Annotated in this window: 17 protein-coding genes; 10 read left to right on the top strand and 7 right to left on the bottom strand. The window is 67.5% G+C overall.

Going from position 1 to position 16313, the window contains the following annotated elements; all coding sequences use genetic code 11:
• The 5 genes from AC3WLE_RS03145 to AC3WLE_RS03125 are packed head-to-tail and all read left to right on the top strand — an operon-like array spanning window position 1 to window position 5229.
• Entirely contained in the window at window positions 1-768 is a 768-nt protein-coding gene (locus tag AC3WLE_RS03145; RefSeq protein ID WP_492356166.1) for an enoyl-CoA hydratase/isomerase family protein, read from the top strand.
• A gap of 23 nt (window positions 769-791) precedes the next feature.
• Window positions 792-2582, top strand: coding sequence for an acyclic terpene utilization AtuA family protein (locus AC3WLE_RS03140; RefSeq protein ID WP_492356167.1), 1791 nt, complete (start codon window positions 792-794; stop codon window positions 2580-2582).
• Complete coding sequence (locus AC3WLE_RS03135; protein WP_492318661.1) at window positions 2579-3406, top strand: GntR family transcriptional regulator; 828 nt, start codon at window positions 2579-2581, stop codon at window positions 3404-3406. The genes AC3WLE_RS03140 and AC3WLE_RS03135 overlap by 4 nt, the downstream gene beginning before the upstream one ends.
• A gap of 14 nt (window positions 3407-3420) precedes the next feature.
• Window positions 3421-4182: a cupin domain-containing protein gene (locus AC3WLE_RS03130; protein WP_492318660.1), complete on the top strand. Its 762-nt coding sequence runs from the start codon at window positions 3421-3423 to the stop codon at window positions 4180-4182.
• 60 nt (window positions 4183-4242) lie between these two features.
• Complete coding sequence (locus AC3WLE_RS03125) at window positions 4243-5229, top strand: Bug family tripartite tricarboxylate transporter substrate binding protein (RefSeq protein ID WP_492318659.1); 987 nt, start codon at window positions 4243-4245, stop codon at window positions 5227-5229.
• 42 nt (window positions 5230-5271) lie between these two features.
• Here the strand turns inward: AC3WLE_RS03125 and AC3WLE_RS03120 are convergent, their stop codons facing one another.
• Complete coding sequence (locus tag AC3WLE_RS03120; RefSeq protein ID WP_492356168.1) at window positions 5272-6528, bottom strand: MFS transporter; 1257 nt, start codon at window positions 6526-6528, stop codon at window positions 5272-5274.
• Window positions 6529-6631: 103 nt separating this feature from the next.
• Between AC3WLE_RS03120 and AC3WLE_RS03115 the strand changes: the two genes are divergently transcribed.
• A complete protein-coding gene (locus tag AC3WLE_RS03115) occupies window positions 6632-7078 on the top strand; it encodes a winged helix-turn-helix transcriptional regulator (RefSeq protein ID WP_492318657.1) in 447 nt (148 codons plus the stop codon).
• 66 nt (window positions 7079-7144) lie between these two features.
• Here AC3WLE_RS03115 and uraH (AC3WLE_RS03110) read toward each other — a convergent pair whose 3' ends face one another.
• From uraH (AC3WLE_RS03110) to AC3WLE_RS03100, 3 genes are read right to left on the bottom strand one after another with little or no spacing between them, the layout of a single operon-like run.
• Window positions 7145-7480, bottom strand: coding sequence for a hydroxyisourate hydrolase (gene uraH, locus AC3WLE_RS03110; protein ID WP_011616942.1), 336 nt, complete (start codon window positions 7478-7480; stop codon window positions 7145-7147).
• A 31-nt stretch (window positions 7481-7511) separates the two neighbouring features.
• Window positions 7512-8021, bottom strand: a complete 510-nt coding sequence (gene uraH, locus AC3WLE_RS03105) for a hydroxyisourate hydrolase (protein WP_340526673.1) — start codon at window positions 8019-8021, stop codon at window positions 7512-7514.
• A gap of 1 nt (window position 8022) precedes the next feature.
• A complete protein-coding gene (locus AC3WLE_RS03100; protein WP_492351711.1) occupies window positions 8023-9372 on the bottom strand; it encodes an MFS transporter in 1350 nt (449 codons plus the stop codon).
• Window positions 9373-9762: 390 nt separating this feature from the next.
• On the opposite strand from AC3WLE_RS03100, the gene AC3WLE_RS03095 reads away from it, so the two are divergent.
• Window positions 9763-10707, top strand: a complete 945-nt coding sequence (locus AC3WLE_RS03095; RefSeq protein WP_492318655.1) for a LysR family transcriptional regulator — start codon at window positions 9763-9765, stop codon at window positions 10705-10707.
• A 124-nt stretch (window positions 10708-10831) separates the two neighbouring features.
• The gene (gene uraD, locus AC3WLE_RS03090; RefSeq protein ID WP_492318654.1) at window positions 10832-11350 is read left to right on the top strand and encodes a 2-oxo-4-hydroxy-4-carboxy-5-ureidoimidazoline decarboxylase; all 519 of its coding nucleotides are present in this window, start codon (window positions 10832-10834) and stop codon (window positions 11348-11350) included.
• 9 nt (window positions 11351-11359) lie between these two features.
• Here uraD and AC3WLE_RS03085 read toward each other — a convergent pair whose 3' ends face one another.
• Window positions 11360-12025, bottom strand: a complete 666-nt coding sequence (locus AC3WLE_RS03085; protein ID WP_492318653.1) for a hypothetical protein — start codon at window positions 12023-12025, stop codon at window positions 11360-11362.
• Complete coding sequence (locus AC3WLE_RS03080; protein WP_492340454.1) at window positions 12022-13428, bottom strand: selenium-binding protein SBP56-related protein; 1407 nt, start codon at window positions 13426-13428, stop codon at window positions 12022-12024. Before AC3WLE_RS03080 ends, AC3WLE_RS03085 begins: the two co-directional genes overlap by 4 nt.
• Before the next feature lie 304 nt (window positions 13429-13732).
• On the opposite strand from AC3WLE_RS03080, the gene AC3WLE_RS03075 reads away from it, so the two are divergent.
• On the top strand, window positions 13733-14152 hold the full coding sequence (locus AC3WLE_RS03075) for a PaaI family thioesterase (protein ID WP_492318691.1): 420 nt from the start codon (window positions 13733-13735) through the stop codon (window positions 14150-14152).
• 9 nt (window positions 14153-14161) lie between these two features.
• Here the strand turns inward: AC3WLE_RS03075 and AC3WLE_RS03070 are convergent, their stop codons facing one another.
• Complete coding sequence (locus AC3WLE_RS03070) at window positions 14162-15160, bottom strand: AraC family transcriptional regulator (protein WP_492318651.1); 999 nt, start codon at window positions 15158-15160, stop codon at window positions 14162-14164.
• Window positions 15161-15321: 161 nt separating this feature from the next.
• Between AC3WLE_RS03070 and AC3WLE_RS03065 the strand changes: the two genes are divergently transcribed.
• The gene (locus AC3WLE_RS03065; RefSeq protein ID WP_492351713.1) at window positions 15322-16302 is read left to right on the top strand and encodes a quinone oxidoreductase family protein; all 981 of its coding nucleotides are present in this window, start codon (window positions 15322-15324) and stop codon (window positions 16300-16302) included.
• The last annotated feature ends 11 nt before the right edge of the window (window positions 16303-16313 follow it).

Raw genomic sequence — 16313 nt, 5'->3', positions numbered from 1 at the left:
ATGAACGAAGAACTCCTGAGCGAAGTCCGCGGCGCGGTCCTCTGGCTGACCATCAACCGGCCCGAGCGCCGCAACGCGATCAATCCGGCGGTGCTGGACGGGCTGCACGCGGGAATCGATCGTGCCAGCCATGACGAGGCCATCCGCGCCGTGGTCATCACCGGGGCCGGGGACCAGGCCTTTTGCGCGGGCGCCGACCTGCAGAGCGGCAAGTCCTTTGCGTTCGACTATTCGGAGCCGGGCCAGCGGCTTGCCGACCTGCTGCGCCAGGCGCGGCGCTCCAACGTCCCGCTGATCGCTCGCGTCAACGGCGCCTGCATGGCGGGTGGCATGGGGCTGATGGCCATGTGCGACATGGCGGTGGCCAGCGAGCGGGCCGTGTTCGGCCTGCCCGAGGTCAAGGTGGGCGTGTTCCCGGCGCAGGTGCTGAGCGTGCTGCAGCAGCTGGTGCCGCGGCGCGTGCTCAATGAGCTCTGCCTCTGCGGCGAGCCGCTGACCGCGCAGGAAGCGCTGGCGGCAGGGCTGGTCAACCACGTCAGTGCGGACCTGGATGGCAAGCTTGACTGGCTGCTGGGCCGGCTGCTCGACAAGTCGCCCGCGGCGATCCGGCGTGGGCTCTATACCCTCAAGCATATCGATGCGATGTCCTTCGAGCAGTCGATGGCGTTCACGGAAAGCCAGATCGGCTTGTTCGCCATGACCGAGGACGCGCGCGAGGGCCAGCTCGCCTTCCGCGAAAAGCGCAAGCCGAACTGGACCGGCAAGTAAGCCAAAGGCAAGGAGACAGGACCATGCATGACAAGACAGTGCGCATCGGCGGCGCGTCCGGCTTCTGGGGCGACAGCAGCGTGGGCGCGCCGCAACTGGTGCGTCACGGCGATATCGACTACCTGGTGTTCGACTACCTGGCGGAGCTGACCATGTCCGTGCTGGCCTCGGCACGCCTGCGCAAGCCGGAGCTTGGCTACGCCACCGACTTCGTGACGGTGACGATGAAGAGCCTGTTGCGGGAGATCGTTGAGCGCAACATCCGCGTGGTCAGCAATGCCGGCGGCATCAATCCGCGGGGCTGCGCGCAGGCGCTGGCGGCGATCGCCGCCGAGCAGGGCATTGCCGTGCGCATCGCGGTGGTGGAGGGCGATGATGTCATGCCGATGGTGGCGTCGCTGCGCCAGGCAGGCATCACCGACATGCAGAAGGGCTTGCCGCTGCCGGACCAGCTGGTCAGCGCCAATGCCTATCTCGGCGCGCTGCCGGTCAGCAAGGCGCTGGACCAGGGCGCGCAGATCGTCATTACCGGCCGCTGCGTGGACAGCGCGGTGACCCTGGGCGTGCTGATGCATGAGTTCGGCTGGCAGGCGGACGATTATGACCGGCTGGCGCAGGGCAGCCTGGCCGGCCACATCATCGAGTGCGGCTGCCAGGCGACAGGCGGGCTGCATACCGACTGGGAGCAGGTGCCGGACTGGCCGGACATCGGCTATCCGGTGGTGGCGTGCCGGGCGGACGGCAGCTTCGTGGTGGGCAAGCCACCCGCGACGGGCGGGCTGGTCACTGTTGCCACGGTCGGCGAGCAAGTGCTGTATGAGATCGGCGACCCTTCGGCCTATCTGTTGCCGGACGTGACCTGCGATTTCACGCAGGTGACGCTGCGCCAGGCCGGGCCGGACCTGGTCGAGGTGCGCGGCGCACGTGGGCGTGCGCCGGGCCACTGCTACAAGGTCAGCGCCACCTATATGGATGGCTTCCGCTGCAATGCCCAGCTGACCATCGTCGGCATTGACGCCGTGGCCAAGGCCGAGCGCACGGCCGAGGCCATCCTGGCCCGCACGCGCAGGCTCTTCGCGGAAAACGGATGGGGCGACTACACCCGCACCCGGGTCGAAGTGCTGGGCGCCGAATCCTGCTTCGGGCCGCACGCCGCGGCGCGCCATACCCGCGAGGCGATCATGCGGCTTGCGGTCATGCATTCCGAGAAGGCGGCCCTTGAACTGTTCGCGCGCGAAATCGCGGCAGCCGGCACGAGCTGGTCGCCGGGCACCACGGGATCGGGCGGCGGACGCGCGAGCCCGTCGCCATCGATCCGGCAATACGCCTTCCTGCTGGACAAGGGCGCGCTGTCGCCGGCGGTGGTCATGGATGGCGTGCGGACTGCCGTCTCCATCCCGGCCGGGCACGCAGCGACGGACGCCGCCGCCCGCGCGACGGCGCAGGCGCAGGGTGCCGCCGCCAGCCCCGCCGGTGGCGACAGCATTGAAGTCCCTTTGGTCCGGCTTGCCTACGGGCGCAGCGGCGACAAGGGCGATATCTCCAATATCGGCCTGATTGCGCGCCGGCCGGAATACCTCGCGCTGCTGCGCGCCGAGGTCACGGCCGCGCGGGTGGCTGACTGGCTGGGCCACCTGGTGCGGGGGCCGGTGTCGCGCTTTGACCTGCCGGGCTTCGACGCGATGAACTTCGTCTGCGAGTCGGCGCTCGATGGCGGCGGCATGGCATCGCTGCGCAATGATCCGCTTGGCAAGGGAATGGCCCAGATCCTGCTGACGATGCCGGTGCGCGTGCCGCGGAGCCTGCTGTCATGACGCGCGCCACCGCAAGTGTCGCAGCCAATGACGGCATCGCGCTGGCCGACGACAGCGCCGGCGGCGTGACCCGCTACCGGCAGCTGGCAAGCGTGCTGCGCCACAAGATCGTCGCCGGCGAGTATCCGGTCGGGCACCAGCTGCCCACGGTGGAGCACCTCGCGCAGGCGTACGGCATTGCCAAGGTCACCGTGCGGCAGGCCTTTGCCTTGCTGACCGAGGAGGGGCTGATCAGCAGCCAGCGCGGGCGGGGCACGCACGTCATCATGGTGCCGTCCGGCCCGGGCGAAGGCATGCGTTCGGCCATCAATGATGTCTCGGTCGGCGCCAGCGATCTCGAGATCCGCATCCTGGAAAAGCGCAAGGATATGGCCCTGCCGCCCGGGCTTGCCACCTGCGGCGCGCCAATGGACCGCTATGTGATGCTGCGCAAGCTGCATGTGCATGACGGGATGCCGTTCTGCCTGATCGAGCTGTACGTGGCTGAAGCGGTGTTCGCCAGGTTCCCGCGCGGCGGTGAGAAGCATCACAAGATTGCCCACTTGCTGCGGGAGCAGCTGGGCGACCGGCTTGGCACGATGCGCCAGACCATGACCGTGGAGCCGGCCGACGCCATGCTGGCGCGCGACCTGGACTATGCCTTTGCGGCACCAGTCGCGCGCATTGTCCGTACCACGCTGGATGTCGACGGCAACGTGCTCACGGCAGGCCGGTTCTGGTACCGAGGCGACCGCTTCATCCTCGACGTGGAGATGCCCGCGCAGCTGACCGATCGTTATCCCGAACTGGCCGTGCCGAAAGCTGCTCCCCGACAAGAGGACTAAACAGGAGACAACGCATGACATCGCAATTCGTAAGGCGCGCCGCCGATGTGCCCGCCTATTCCCCGGCAAACCATACCGGAACCGCCAACCAGCGCGTGATCGGCAAGGAGACAGTCGGGGCGCGGCGCATCGAGGTGCTGTTGGGCACGATTTCTCGCGGCCATGGCGCCTTGCCCCATGCGCATCCGAACCTGGAGCAGGCGTCCTACCTGCTGGCAGGCGAGGGCATCGGCGAGGTCGCCGGCAGGGCGCGCACCTTGCGTGCGGGCGACTGGGGTTTCAATCCGATGGGGGTATTCCACCGCTTCGAGGTCGTCAGCGACGAGCCGGTGCGGGTCATGGTGGTGTACGCGCCGCCGTACAGTGAAAACCCGAACGCCGCCGTGGTCGCCAGCGCAGCGGATGACCCCCGCTGCCGCGCGCAGGCGGACAGCCTGCGCGAGGTGCCGGCGCATGAGGCGGCCCAAAGCCTGCCTCACTACCATCGCGTGCGTGCAAGGCCCGTGATTACGCGCGACACGGTCGGCGCCCGGCACCTGGATATCCGCGCACTGGAACTGGAAGCCACGGGCGGCGCCGAAGCGCACGCGGTGGCGGCAACGGAGCAGGTGCTGTTCCTGCAGTCGGGTTCGGTCTGCGGCGAGATCAACGGCCAGCGCTTCTCAGCGAAGCCGGGGGACTGGGTCTTTGTGCCGGAGGGCGGCACTTTCAGCTTTGCGGCGCAGGGTGGCCCGTGCGAGGCCATCCTGGTGCGGGCGCACGACGCGGTGCCCTGAACCCGGCCCGCGCCAGGGTCCGAACCATCAACAGATGCCAAAGGCACGAGGAGACAAAGCATGATTCATCCATGCATGCGCAATATGGCCATCGGGCTGCTGTTGCCGCTGGCCGCGGTCGCAGCCGGGACGGCGCAGGCCGCGGACGCCAGCCAATATCCCGACAAGGCAGTCCGCGTCATCGTGCCGTTTCCCGCGGGCAGCGGCACCGACAGCAGCGCGCGCTTCGTCGGCGAGCGGATCACCGCGCAGACGGGCAAGCCGGTGGTGGTGGACAACCGCCCGGGCGCCAACGGCTTCATTGCCGCCAAGGCTGTAGCCGGCGCTACCGGCGACGGCTACACCATGCTGGTGACGACCAACACCACGCATGCAGCCAATGCGTCCTTGTTCAAGAAGCTGCCCTATGATCCGATCAAGGATTTCGCCCCGGCATCGCTGATCGCCAAGAGCGGGCTGGTATTGGTGGTGCCGCCCGACAGTCCGGTACGCACGCTGGCAGACCTGACCGCGCTGGCCAAGGCAAAAAATGGCGCGCTGACGTTTGCCAGCGGCAGTTCGTCGACCCGCATCGCCAGCGAACTCTACAAAATGCTGGCCGGCGTGCAGGCGCTGCACGTGCCCTACAAGGGGGTGCCGCTGGCCCTGACCGACCTGATGGGGCACCAGGTCGATTTCATGATCTCCGATATATCGCCGGCCATGACGCTGATCCAGGGCGGCAAGCTGCGCGCGGTCGCGGTGACCACCGCGCAGCGCAATCCGGTGCTCAAGGATGTCCCGACGATGGCGGAGAGCGGCCTGCCCGGCTATGAGATGGTGGCATGGTCGGCGGCCTTCTTCCCGGCCGGAACGCCAAAGCCCGTAGTGGACCGCATGAGCGAACTGATGCGCAATGGCCTGACCGGCCCGGCTGCCACCGACTACTTTGCCCGCACCGGAGGCCAGCCTGCGCCGTCGACGCCCGAGGAACTGGCCGCCTTTGTCCGCAGCGAGACCCTGAAATGGGCCAAGGTGATCAAGGCAGCGGGAATCGAGCCCGAGTGACGCAGAGGGGGGCGTTGATGCGCGGAACGTTCCCTGCAGGCCCTACACCTTATGCGCTTGCGCGGCTTGCGCCGGCATGAAGCGGCGGGTGGCGGCCCAGAACACGAGTGCCAGCAAGCTGACCACGGCGCCCAGCACGCAGACGCCCCGCCAGCCGGCGGCGTCATAGACCGCCGTGGTGGCAATGGCGCCCAGCCCGCTGCCCGCCGCGTAGAACAGCATGTACGCGCCGACCAGCCGGCTGTGCGCCGCGGGATCGGTGCGGAAGATCATGCTCTGGTTGGTGACGTGGATGGCCTGGCCCCCCAGGTCGAGCAGCACGATGCCAATGGCCAGCGGCCACAGCGATGTCTCCAGCCACGACAGCGGAAGCCAGGCCGCCACCAGCAGCACCAGTGCCGCGAGCGTGGTCCGCTGCCCGAAGCCCTGGTCCGCCCAGCGTCCCGCACGCGCGGCCGCCAGGGCACCGACCGCGCCAACCAGCCCGAAAGCGCCGATGGCGGTATGCGACAGCCCGTAGGGCGGAGCGCTCAGCGGCAATACCAGGGCGCTCCACAGGATGTTGAACGCCGCGAACATCAGTAGCGCGATCGTTCCCCGGATCTGCAAGACCCGGTCGCGGCGCAGCAGCAGGAACATCGATGCGACCAGGCTGGCATAGCGCATCCGCTGGCCGGCGCTGGCCACCACTGGCAGCGCACGCCATAGCAGCCACGCAAGCACCAGCATCGCCGCTGCGGCGCAGACATAGACGTTGCGCCACCCGGCCATGTCGCTGACGCCGCCGGCAACCACACGCGCCAGCAGCAGTCCGATGAAGACGCCGCTCTGCGCGGTGCCGACCACGTGCGCGCGTTCATGCGGCCCTGCTGCCGCGGCCGCATAGGCGATCAGTCCCTGGGTCATGGCGGTGCCGAGCAAGCCGGTCAGGAGCATCCCCGCCAGCAGCACCGCAACGGACGGCGCCAGTGCCACGGCAGCCAGCGCGCCGGCCAGGGCAAGCACCTGTGCCAGCATCAGGCGGCGGCGTTGCACAAGGTCGCCCAGCGGCACCAGCAACAGCAGTGCCAGGGCACAGCCAAGCTGGGTGGCGGTGACCACGCCGCCGATGGCCCCGGCGCTGATGGAGAAATCCGCCATCAGCGCATCCAGCAGCGGCTGGGCGTAATAGACATTGGCAACGCTCAGGCCGCTGGCGCAGGCGAACAGCAGCACGGCGCCGCGCGGCAGGTTCGCGCGCGGTGCCGCAGGGCAAGTCGGAGGCGGTGCCGTCACCGGCGTAGCGGGGGAGGTTTCCATACCAGTCCATGTGGTTGCAAAATAAAACCAGTTGAAGCGTAAGCCTACTGGTTTTAAAATGCAACTACATTGACAGGCTGCACAGCCCCAAGGCAACCAAGACATGGCCACCCGCAAAGACCCGGGCGATGAAACCTGCCCCGTCGCGCGCACCCTGGAGCTGGTCGGCGAGCGCTGGTCGCTGATGATCGTGCGCGATGCCTTCGACGGCATGCGCCGCTTCAGCGACTTCCAGCGCAGCCTGGCGGTCGCGCGCAACATCCTGTCCGACCGCTTGCGCCGGCTGGTGGAAGCCGGCATCCTGACGACGCAGCCGGCTTCCGATGGCAGTGCGTATCACGAGTATGTGCTGACGAAGAAGGGAGAGAGCCTGTTCCCCATCGTATTGGCCTTGCGCCAATGGGGCGAACACCATCTGTTTGCGCGGGGCGAGCGGCGCTCGCAGATGGTGGAAAAGCGGACCGGGAAGCCGGTGCCGTTGATGATGCCCCGGACCAGCGACGGTGATGTGCTCTTGCCGGGGGAAGCGGAAGTGCGCAAGCCGCGCTAGGGGCGGGCGGTGATGAGGTCGTCAACAGTCGCCCGCTTTCCAGCACGGGCGACATGGTTCTTGCCTTTAGCTGCCCCGATACGTCCCGAAGCTCCACGGCGAACACAGCAACGGCACATGGTAGTGCTGCGCGGCGTCCGCGATGGTAAAGCGCACGGGAACGATGTCGGCGAACACGTCGGGGGTGCGGAAGTAGTCCGCCACCCAGAAGCGCAGCTCGAACTCGCCGGTGCGCGCCTGGGCCGGCGGCAGCATCGGCGTGTCGGTGCGGCCGTCGTGGTTGGTGCGGGTGCGCGCGATCAGCCGTGGCGGCTGGGTGGCGACGTCGAACAGTTCGACCTGCATGCCGGCCACGGGGCGGCCCAGGGATACGTCGAGCACATGTGTGCTGATGCCTGCCATGATGCGTTTGTCTCCGGGTAGGGCCGCGGCGTCAGCTGCCGCGGTAGTAGTTGTAGCTCCACGGCCCGAACAGCACGGGCAGGTGGATGCGCTGGCTGGCGTCGGTGACGCGCAGGCGCAGCGGGATCTTCGACAGGAAGGAGGGTTGCGGCAGGCTGGCCTTGCGCGCGGCAAAGTACTCGTCCGCGTGCAGGATCAGTTCGTAGGTGCCGGTGCGGTAGCTGTCGCCGATCAGCAGCGGCGGTTCGCTGCGGCCGTTGGCGGCCAGCGTGACGGTCTGCAGCGGCGTGCGCTGGCCATTGTCGATGCGGAACATCTCCACGCGCATGCCGGCCGCGGGCGTGCCGTGATAGGTGTCCAGCGCGTGCAGCGTCAGGCGCGGGCTCAGGCCGCCTTGCTGCACCGGTGCTGCGGTCTGGTTGGGGGCCGCCGCATCGGGCGTTGCGCCCCAGCTGGCGCCGGCCAGCAGCGCGCCGCCGCCCAGCGTCATCGATTGCAGCGCGAAGCGCCGGCGGGTGGGATCGAAGCTATGGTCGTCCATGTCAGGCCCCTTGCTTGCCGTGCTTGCCGCCCAGCTTGCGGATGCCAATCAGCACCAGCACCGCGGCCAGCACCTCGATCGCCGCCACCAGGTACAGGCCGGAGGTGAGCTTGCCGGTGGTGTTCTTGACCAGCCCCATCACATAAGGCGCGCCAAAGCCGGCCAGGTTGGCCACCGAGTTGATCAGGGCCACGCCCACCGCGGCGGCGCTGCCTGCCAGGTAGCGGTTGGGCAGCTGCCAGAACACGGGGATGGCGCTCATGGTGCCGACCAGCGCGGCAGTCATGGCCAGCAGTGCGATCACCGGCGACAGCACCTGCGCGCCCAGCAGCACGGCCAGCACGGCCATGGCACCGCCACCGACCAGCGCCGCGCCGCTGAAGTGCCAGCGCACTTCGTTGCGGCGGTCGGAATGCGCGCCGTTGAGGATCATGCCGGCGGCGCCGCACAGGTAGGCCACGGCCGCGATCCAGCCCACCGCCATCGGCGTGGTGAAGCCCACGTCCTTGATGATGGTCGGGATCCAGAAGGTCAGCGTCGAGTTGGCGCACAGCAGGCAGAAGAAGATCGCGATCAGCAGCCACACCTTGGGGTTGGTGAAGAGCGTGCGCCAGTCGTGGCCGCGCTCGCCCAGGGCGGCGTTGTCGCGCTTGAGGGCGTCCTGCAGCACGCGCTTGTCGTCGTCGGAGAGCCAGCGCGCCTGCTCCGGCTTGTCGGTCATGTAGAACCAGGCAAAGATGCCGGCCAGCACCGACGGGATGCCTTCCAGGATGAACAGCCACTGCCAGCCGTGCATGCCGTTCACGCCAGCCATGCCGGTCATGATCCAGCCGGCCAGCGGGCCGCCCAGCACGCCGGCGATGGCCGAGGCGGACATGAAGGTGCCGAAGGCGCGCGCGCGGCGCTGCGACGGATACCAGTAGGTCAGGTACAGGATCACGCCCGGGTAGAAGCCGGCTTCGAACGCGCCCAGCAGGAAGCGCAGGATGTAGAACTGCGTGGGCGTGGTGACAAAGCTCTGCAGCATGCAGATCACGCCCCAGCAGATGGTGATGCGCATGATCGTCTTCTTGGCGCCGATCTTCTGCAGCAGCATGTTCGACGGCACTTCGAAGAAGAAGTAGCCAAGGAAGAAGATGCCCGCGCCCAGCCCGTACACGGCCTCGCTGAACTGCAGCGCGTCCAGCATCTGCAGCTTGGCGAAGCCGATGTTGACCCGGTCCAGCCAGGCCAGTACCCACAGCACCCCAAGGAAGGGCAGCAGGCGCCAGGTTACCTTGCGGTAGACGCTGTCCTCGGCGTCGTCGGCGGTGCCGGCGAATACCGGGATGCCTTGTTTCGTGATCGACATGATGTCTCCTGTCTTGTCGTGTTCTGCCAGGTCTTGCTTGGCGGCGGTGCATGCCGTCCGCCGGGTTGGGAGCAAGTATATGAATGGCCCGCCAATGCGAAACGAGGGGGCTGGTATAGGCCCCATAGCAGCGCCGATATGGGCTGCAATCCCTTGTGTGGCGCGGGTTTGCGGGAGACGGGGCGGACCTTCGGCGTACCTATGGATTACCCTAGTCAGAGCGTTTTCGGGGGTGCGCGCACGCGCGCCGGGCAGGCTCGTCCGGGTTGTACCGGTTGCCGTGCGGTGCGCGACACGCTACAAAGTTGCCATTGCCCGGCATGGCGTTGCCGCCCGGAGCGGCGGCGGCCGCACCCGCCAGGCCTCCACTTTTGCTGCCACGGACCCAACATGATTCGCGCCGACGACCCGTTCGATACCTACCTGCTGCGCGTGCTGTGCATCCTGATCGCCGAGCAGAGCGTGTCGCGCACGGCGATCCGCCTGAACCAGTCGCAGCCGGCCATCAGCGCCGCGCTCAAGCGCCTGCGCGCGATCTTCAACGACCCGCTGCTCACGCGCGAGAAGAACGTGATGGTGCCGACCGAGCGCGCGCTGCAGCTGGCGCGCAATGCCCAGGCCGCGCTCAGCGCGCTGGACAACCTGCTGGTCTCGGACGAGCGCTTCGATCCCGCCTCCACCGAGCAGAGCTTCGTGGTGGCCATGCCTGACTACCTGGCGCCGCCGTTCTTCGCGCACGTGGTGCGCGCGGTGCGGCGTGCGGCGCCGCACGCGCGGCTGTCGGCGCTGCCGCTGGGGGCCACCTTCGATTACGAGCAGGCGCTGTCTGCGGGTACGGTCGACATCGTGATCGGCAACTGGCCCAACCCGCCTGAGCACCTGCACCTGTCGGTGCTGCTGGAAGACGAGGTGGTGTGCGTGGTGGCGCAGGACAGCGTGCATGCGCAGCCCGGCAAGTTTACGGCCCAAACCTACCTGGGCGCCTCGCATATCGTGCCCACGCCGTATTCGCGCGACCAGCGCGGCCTGGTCGATGCCGGGCTGAGCACCATGCGCGTGCACCGGGACAACCGCGTCAGCTGTCCCTACTTCAACCTGGCGCCCAGCCTGATCCCCGGCACCGACCTGATCCTGACCACCGCGCGCCACTTCGCCAACTATCATGCGCAGCATGTGCCGCTTGCGGTGCTGGAGCCGCCGATCGAGTTCCCGTTCATGCGCTTCTACCAGCTGTGGCATCCGTCGCGCCACCGCTCGGCCGCGCATGTCTGGCTGCGCGGCATGCTGACCGCCGCCTCGCAGGAGCTGCGCGACCTGCGCGATATGCGCCGCTAGCGGTATCGGTTTCTGTTATGGGATCTATAGGGCGCGGGCTCTCGCCGCTGCGGCGGGCCGTTCCTATACTCGGCCCCGTATCCAACGATTCCCCATGCGCGGGATCCCTACGGGAGAAGCATCCATGTCTCAACCACTCGACCTGGCGTCGGTCAACGCCCTGGACGAAGCGGCCTTTGCCGATGCCTTCGGCAGCGTGTTCGAACACTTTCCGCAGGCCGCCGAGGGCGCCTGGGCGCAGCGGCCGTTCGCATCGGCAACGGCGCTGCATGGCGCCATGATGGACGTGGTGCGCAAGCTCGACGAGCCGCGCCAGCGTGATTTCCTGAACCTGCACCCGCAGTTGTCGGCACGCAATATCCGCGCGGGCACGATGACGGCCGATTCCAACGCCGAGCAGAAGAGCGCCGGCCTGGATGCGATGTCGGCGCAGCAAGAGGCCACGCTGGACCAGCTCAACGCTGACTACCAGGCGCGCCACGGCTTCCCGTTCATCATCTGCGTGCGCCACTACACCCGCGAAGGCATCTTCGCCGCGTTCGAGCGCCGGCTTGGCCGCAGCACGCAGCAGGAGCTTGACGAAGCGCTGGCACAGATCGCCGCGATCACGCGAGGGCGGCTGGCGGCGCGGCTGGCCGGTTGAGTCCAGCGCCTATCCAAAGGCTTCAAGCGCCAGCGCCAGCATCCCCACCAGGATGAGGCTGGCGGCCCAGACCGCCTCCAGGTTGAACCAGCTCCGCGACACGAACTTCAGTCCCAGGTAGCGGTAGACCAGCCATGCCATGGCGCCGCCCACGGCGAACATGGCCAGGGTGTGGATGACGGACACCAGCAGCGCCATGCCCAGGTTGGCGCTGGCGAGCGTGGCGGCGGCCTGGTGCCCCAGGTCCGTCTCGACACGGCAGAGGCCAAGATAGATCGGCACCAGCATCAGGCCGGCACCATGCGCGATCGCCACCGCGAACGACCATAGCGCCAGCCGCGATGGCGCGATGCGCACCAGTGCGCGCGGGTGGCCTCGCCTGAGCAGCAGCACGATGCCGCAGCCGATCAGCAGCACGCTGGCGCCGATGCGGATCTGCGCTTGCCAGGCGACCAGGGCCGCCAGCATGCCGAAAGGCAGCGTCACCGCCAATACCGCAAGCGCATGCCCGAAAGCCAGGTACCCGAGCGCAGCAAGGAGGGCGCGGCTGCTATGCGCCAGCAGGCCGTTCGCTACCGCCAGCGGCCAGCCCATGGCCGGGTTGATGCCGTGATAGAGGCCGCTGGCCAGCACTGCCGACCAGAGGCCGATCTGTTCCCAGGCGTGACCGGTCAAGCCTTGACCGACGGATAGCAAAACGAGTCGGTCGAGCAGTCGCCGCCTTCCAGCCGGATCTGGTGCGCGCGGTAGCCTTCCGGAAACTCGACCCAGTAGTCATCGGCCAGCGTCAGCCCGCCGTCCGGGCCGGCATGCGCCATGACCTGCGTGCCGGGGATGCCGTCTGGGTAGAACTGGTTGTCCCAGGTGGAGTAGAGCGAGTTGGTCCAGTAGACGCGCTTGCCGTCGCGGCTGATCTCGACCATCTGCGGGCCGCCGGTGAAGGGCTTGCCGTTGGGATGCGGCGTGCGGCGGACGATGCCGCCGATATGGACCGAGCCGGCGAGCTTCAGGTTGCGCGGATCGCTCACGTCATACTGCCGCATTTCGCCGGTGCCCCAGCAGGACACGTAGAGGAACTTGTCGTCGAGGGACAGATCGATATCGGTCACCAGCGGCGGCACGGCGCCGAAGCCCTGCAGCAGCGGCGGCAGCAGGCTTGCGTCGGCGGCTTCGGGCGGGATGGTTGCGGTCTTCTCGGCGTGGAACTTGCCGCCTTCGCGCCACCAGGTCCAGATCGAGCCTTCCAGGTTGGTGGTATCGACCACCACGCCAACAAAGCCGTATTCCCGGATCGGATCATGCGCAGGCCGGACTTCCAGCGCCATCTGGTGGTTGGCGCCAAGGTCGATGGTCTGCACGTTGCGGCGCGCCCGCAGGTCCCAGAAATGCAGCTTGTGCCCGTAGCGGTTGCCCAGCAGGTCCTCGGGCACCAGCCCGTTCTCGAACTGCGGCGGCAGGGCCCATTCGCTCGACACCATGTAGTCGCGCGGCAGGTTCCACCAGAAGTCGTAGTGCTTTTCCTGCTCGCCGCGGTCGATTTCCCAGCGGCCCAGCACGTCGAAGGTCTCGCAATCCATGATGAAGATGCCGGGCGCGCCGTCCGTGCCATCCGGGCCACCGCCCCCGAGCGTGCTGACATAGATGCCCTCCGGCCCGCAGTGCACGGTGTGCGGCCTGGAGTAGCCGGTCTTGCGGAAGATCTCGTCCGGTTCAACGATCTTGTGGATCCGTGCCTGGGTCGGGTGCGGCTTGGTGTCGATGATATACAGGCGCGACGAGCGCATGCCCGGAATGATCAGGTAGCGCCGTTCGAGAAACGCATGGCCGGTCAGCGGCGACAACGACGACGAGCACGCATTCCAGCCGAAATGGTGCAACTCGTCGCCCTTGTTGGTCATCGGCACGGTATGCACCACCTGGCTGTAGGTGGGCGAGCCGGGTTTGGCGTCGATCACCGCGAGCGCGTCTGGCTGCGAGGCGTCGGGGCTTAGCAGCACCGTATAGGCAAATGATTCCGCTGGTGCGCTGATCGCGAGTTCCGGCGAGGCGTGAAATGTCGGATCTGGCCGCATGTTCATGGTGAGCCCTCCTGGTTTTGCAGGACGTCGCAACGTCGCCGGTACATCACTTGCCCGTGGCGCGTGGCCAAGGTGCAGGGGAAGCCTACTTAGCCTAGGTCGTTCTCAATACCGAGTCAAAGGCGGCACAGGCGCGGCAAAGGAATGACCTCCAGGGTGCCGATTCATGCTGGCAAAAGATGCGCTTCGTGAAATAGAGATTTACGAAAAGCCATAAATCAAGCAGAAATGAGGCTCCGGGCCAGCGCGCGACGCGCGCCACGCCGGTATCAGCGAAACGATCAGCGAAATGGAAACCCAAGCAATGGATGCGGTGAAACCTCAAGGTGAGGGCGATGAGAAGTTCTGCCTGGACAATCCGGCACTGGAGAGCATCGGTGTCAGGATCACCGAGTGGCGCGACGACTATGTAGAACTTGAGCTGCCGCTCGCGCCCAGTATGCTCAACCGCAGCCGGGTCGTGCATGGCGGCACCATCTGCACCTTGCTCGATGCCGCCACTGGCTATTCGGGCCTTTACTCGGCGCCGGGCGAGGCCGCGCGCCATGCGGTCACGCTGTCGCTGACCTCGAACTTCCTGAGCAACGGCACGGGCAAGCTGCTGACCGCAAAGGGCATGGTCGACCGGCGCGGACGCTCGATCTTCTTTGCGCGCGCAGAGGTGTGGCTGGATGGGGAGCTGCTGGTGGCAACGGGCGTCGCCACGATGAAGTACCTGAAGTAGGCAGTGCGCTCAGGCGCCGTCCTGGCGCCAGCGTGTCGGCGACTTGCCGAACTGTGCCGCGAACCAGCGCGAGAACGCGCTGGGTTCCGAAAACCCCAGCAGCGTGGCGACCCGGGCCAGCGGCCGCTGCGGATCCTGCAGGTAGCGTTGCGCAAGCTCGCGGCGCACCTCATTGACCAGCGCGGAGAAGGTATCGCCATCCTGCTCCAGCTGGCGCTGCAGCGTGCGCGGACTGATGCCAAGGCTTTGCGCGACCTGTTCCACCGCGCCGCGCCCGCGCGGCAACAGCTGGTGCAGGGTGCGCCGGACGTCGGCCGCGATCGAAGGCTTGCCGGCCCCCGGCTGCAGGTCGAGGAAGCCCCTGGCATACCCGGCCAGGCTGGCATCGGCCAGCGGGTTGATGCGATCCAGGTCGCCGCTGGCGAGCACCAGCCCGTCGAACTCCGAACCGAACTCAATGTGCTGCCCGAACAGGCGCCGGTGGATTTGCAGGTCGGCCGGCGCCGCATGGGCGAAGTGCACGCTGTGCGGCTTCCAGGACGCGCCCAGGATGGCGCGGATCAGGCTGTACAGGGCGGCCACGGTCAGTTCCATGGCCTGCCTGCCGGGCTGGTGCCGGCCGGTCTGCAACGTCACATGCAGCACCGCGATCTCGGGATACTCCGTGACCAGGATGGAGATGGAGTCGCTGAGCCAGTGGCGGTAGCGCTCGATCTCCGCCAGCGCGTGGCGCAGCGTGGGCTGGTGCTGCAGCAGCAGGCTGACCGGGCCGAAGTCTGACAGGCGCCACGATTCCCCCACCATCAGGCCAAGCGAATGGCAGGCCGTGACGCGCGCCGAGGCCTCCAGCACTTCGGCCAGGCGCGCTTCCGGGATGCGCAGGTCCGGGGTGTACAGGCAGGCCTGGTCCAGGCCTGCCTGGGCCACCATGCGCACCGGATCCAGGCCCGCGCCCCGGGCAATCGCCAGGTATTTGGTCAGGGAAGCGCTGCGAACAAGGACGGTCATAAGGCTGCCGCGAGAGTGGGTGGGGGCGTCGGTCGTGTCCGTCATCAAATGTCAAATCCTGGCGCAATCGGTCAAGGGTGCCGCGCCATGGCTGTCTGACAATCGTTTCCGTCGCGCCAATGATAGCGGCGCGGGCAGGACACGACAATCAGGAGACAGCCTTGGCAAAAGCCATTCGCATGTACGAGACCGGAGGGCCCGAAGTCCTCCGCTATGAGGACGCCGAGGTAGGCGACCCGGGCCCGGGCGAGGTGCGGATCCGCCACGCCGCGGTCGGGCTGAACTATGCCGACACTTACTTCCGCAACGGCACCTACCCGGTGCCGCTGCCTAGCGGCATGGGCGTGGAGGCAGCCGGCGTGGTGCAGGCGGTCGGGCCGGGCGTGACCCATGTCGCGGAGGGCGATCGCGTCACATACACCGGCTTTATCAACACCCTGGGTGCGTACAGCACCGAGCGCCTGGTGCCCGCCGCACCGCTGATCCGCGTGCCGGAAGCGATCAGCTTCGAGACCGCGGCAGCAATGACCATGCGCGGCCTGACCTCCGCCTACCTGATGCGCCGCATCTACCCGTTCCAGGGTGGCGAAACCATCCTGCTGCACGCGGCTGCCGGCGGCGTGGGGCTGATCGTCGCGCAATGGGCCAGGCTGCTCGGCCTGACCGTGATCGGCACTGTCTCGACCGAGGCCAAGGCAGAGGTGGCGCGCGCCCATGGCTGCGACCACATCATCAACTACAGCCATGAGGACGTGGCAAAGCGGGTGCGGGAACTGACCGATGGCGCAGGCGTGTCGGTGGTCTTCGACAGCGTGGGCAAGAGCACCTTCATGGCGTCGCTGGACTCGCTGAAGCGGCGCGGGTTGATGGTCTGCGTCGGCACGGCCTCCGGCACCATCCCGCCATTCGATCCGCAGTTGCTGGCGAGGAAGGGTTCGGTCTACCTGACCCGTCCGGCGCTGGCCGACTACATTGCGGACCCCGCCGAAAAGGCGGAACTGGCCGCCGAGGTGTTCGGCCATGTTGCCGCCGGCCGTATCCGCATCGAAATCAACCAGCGCTATGCGCTGCAGGATGCCGTGCAGGCCCACCGCGACCTGGAATCACGCAACACCACCGGGTCTTCGATCTTTGTGCTGTAAAGGAGCGTCCC

It is taken from the genome of Cupriavidus sp. FW306-1B-F12B (assembly GCF_058781795.1).
The sequence above is the reverse complement of the archived record's forward strand: the minus strand, read 5'-3'. Positions and strand labels throughout refer to the sequence as shown.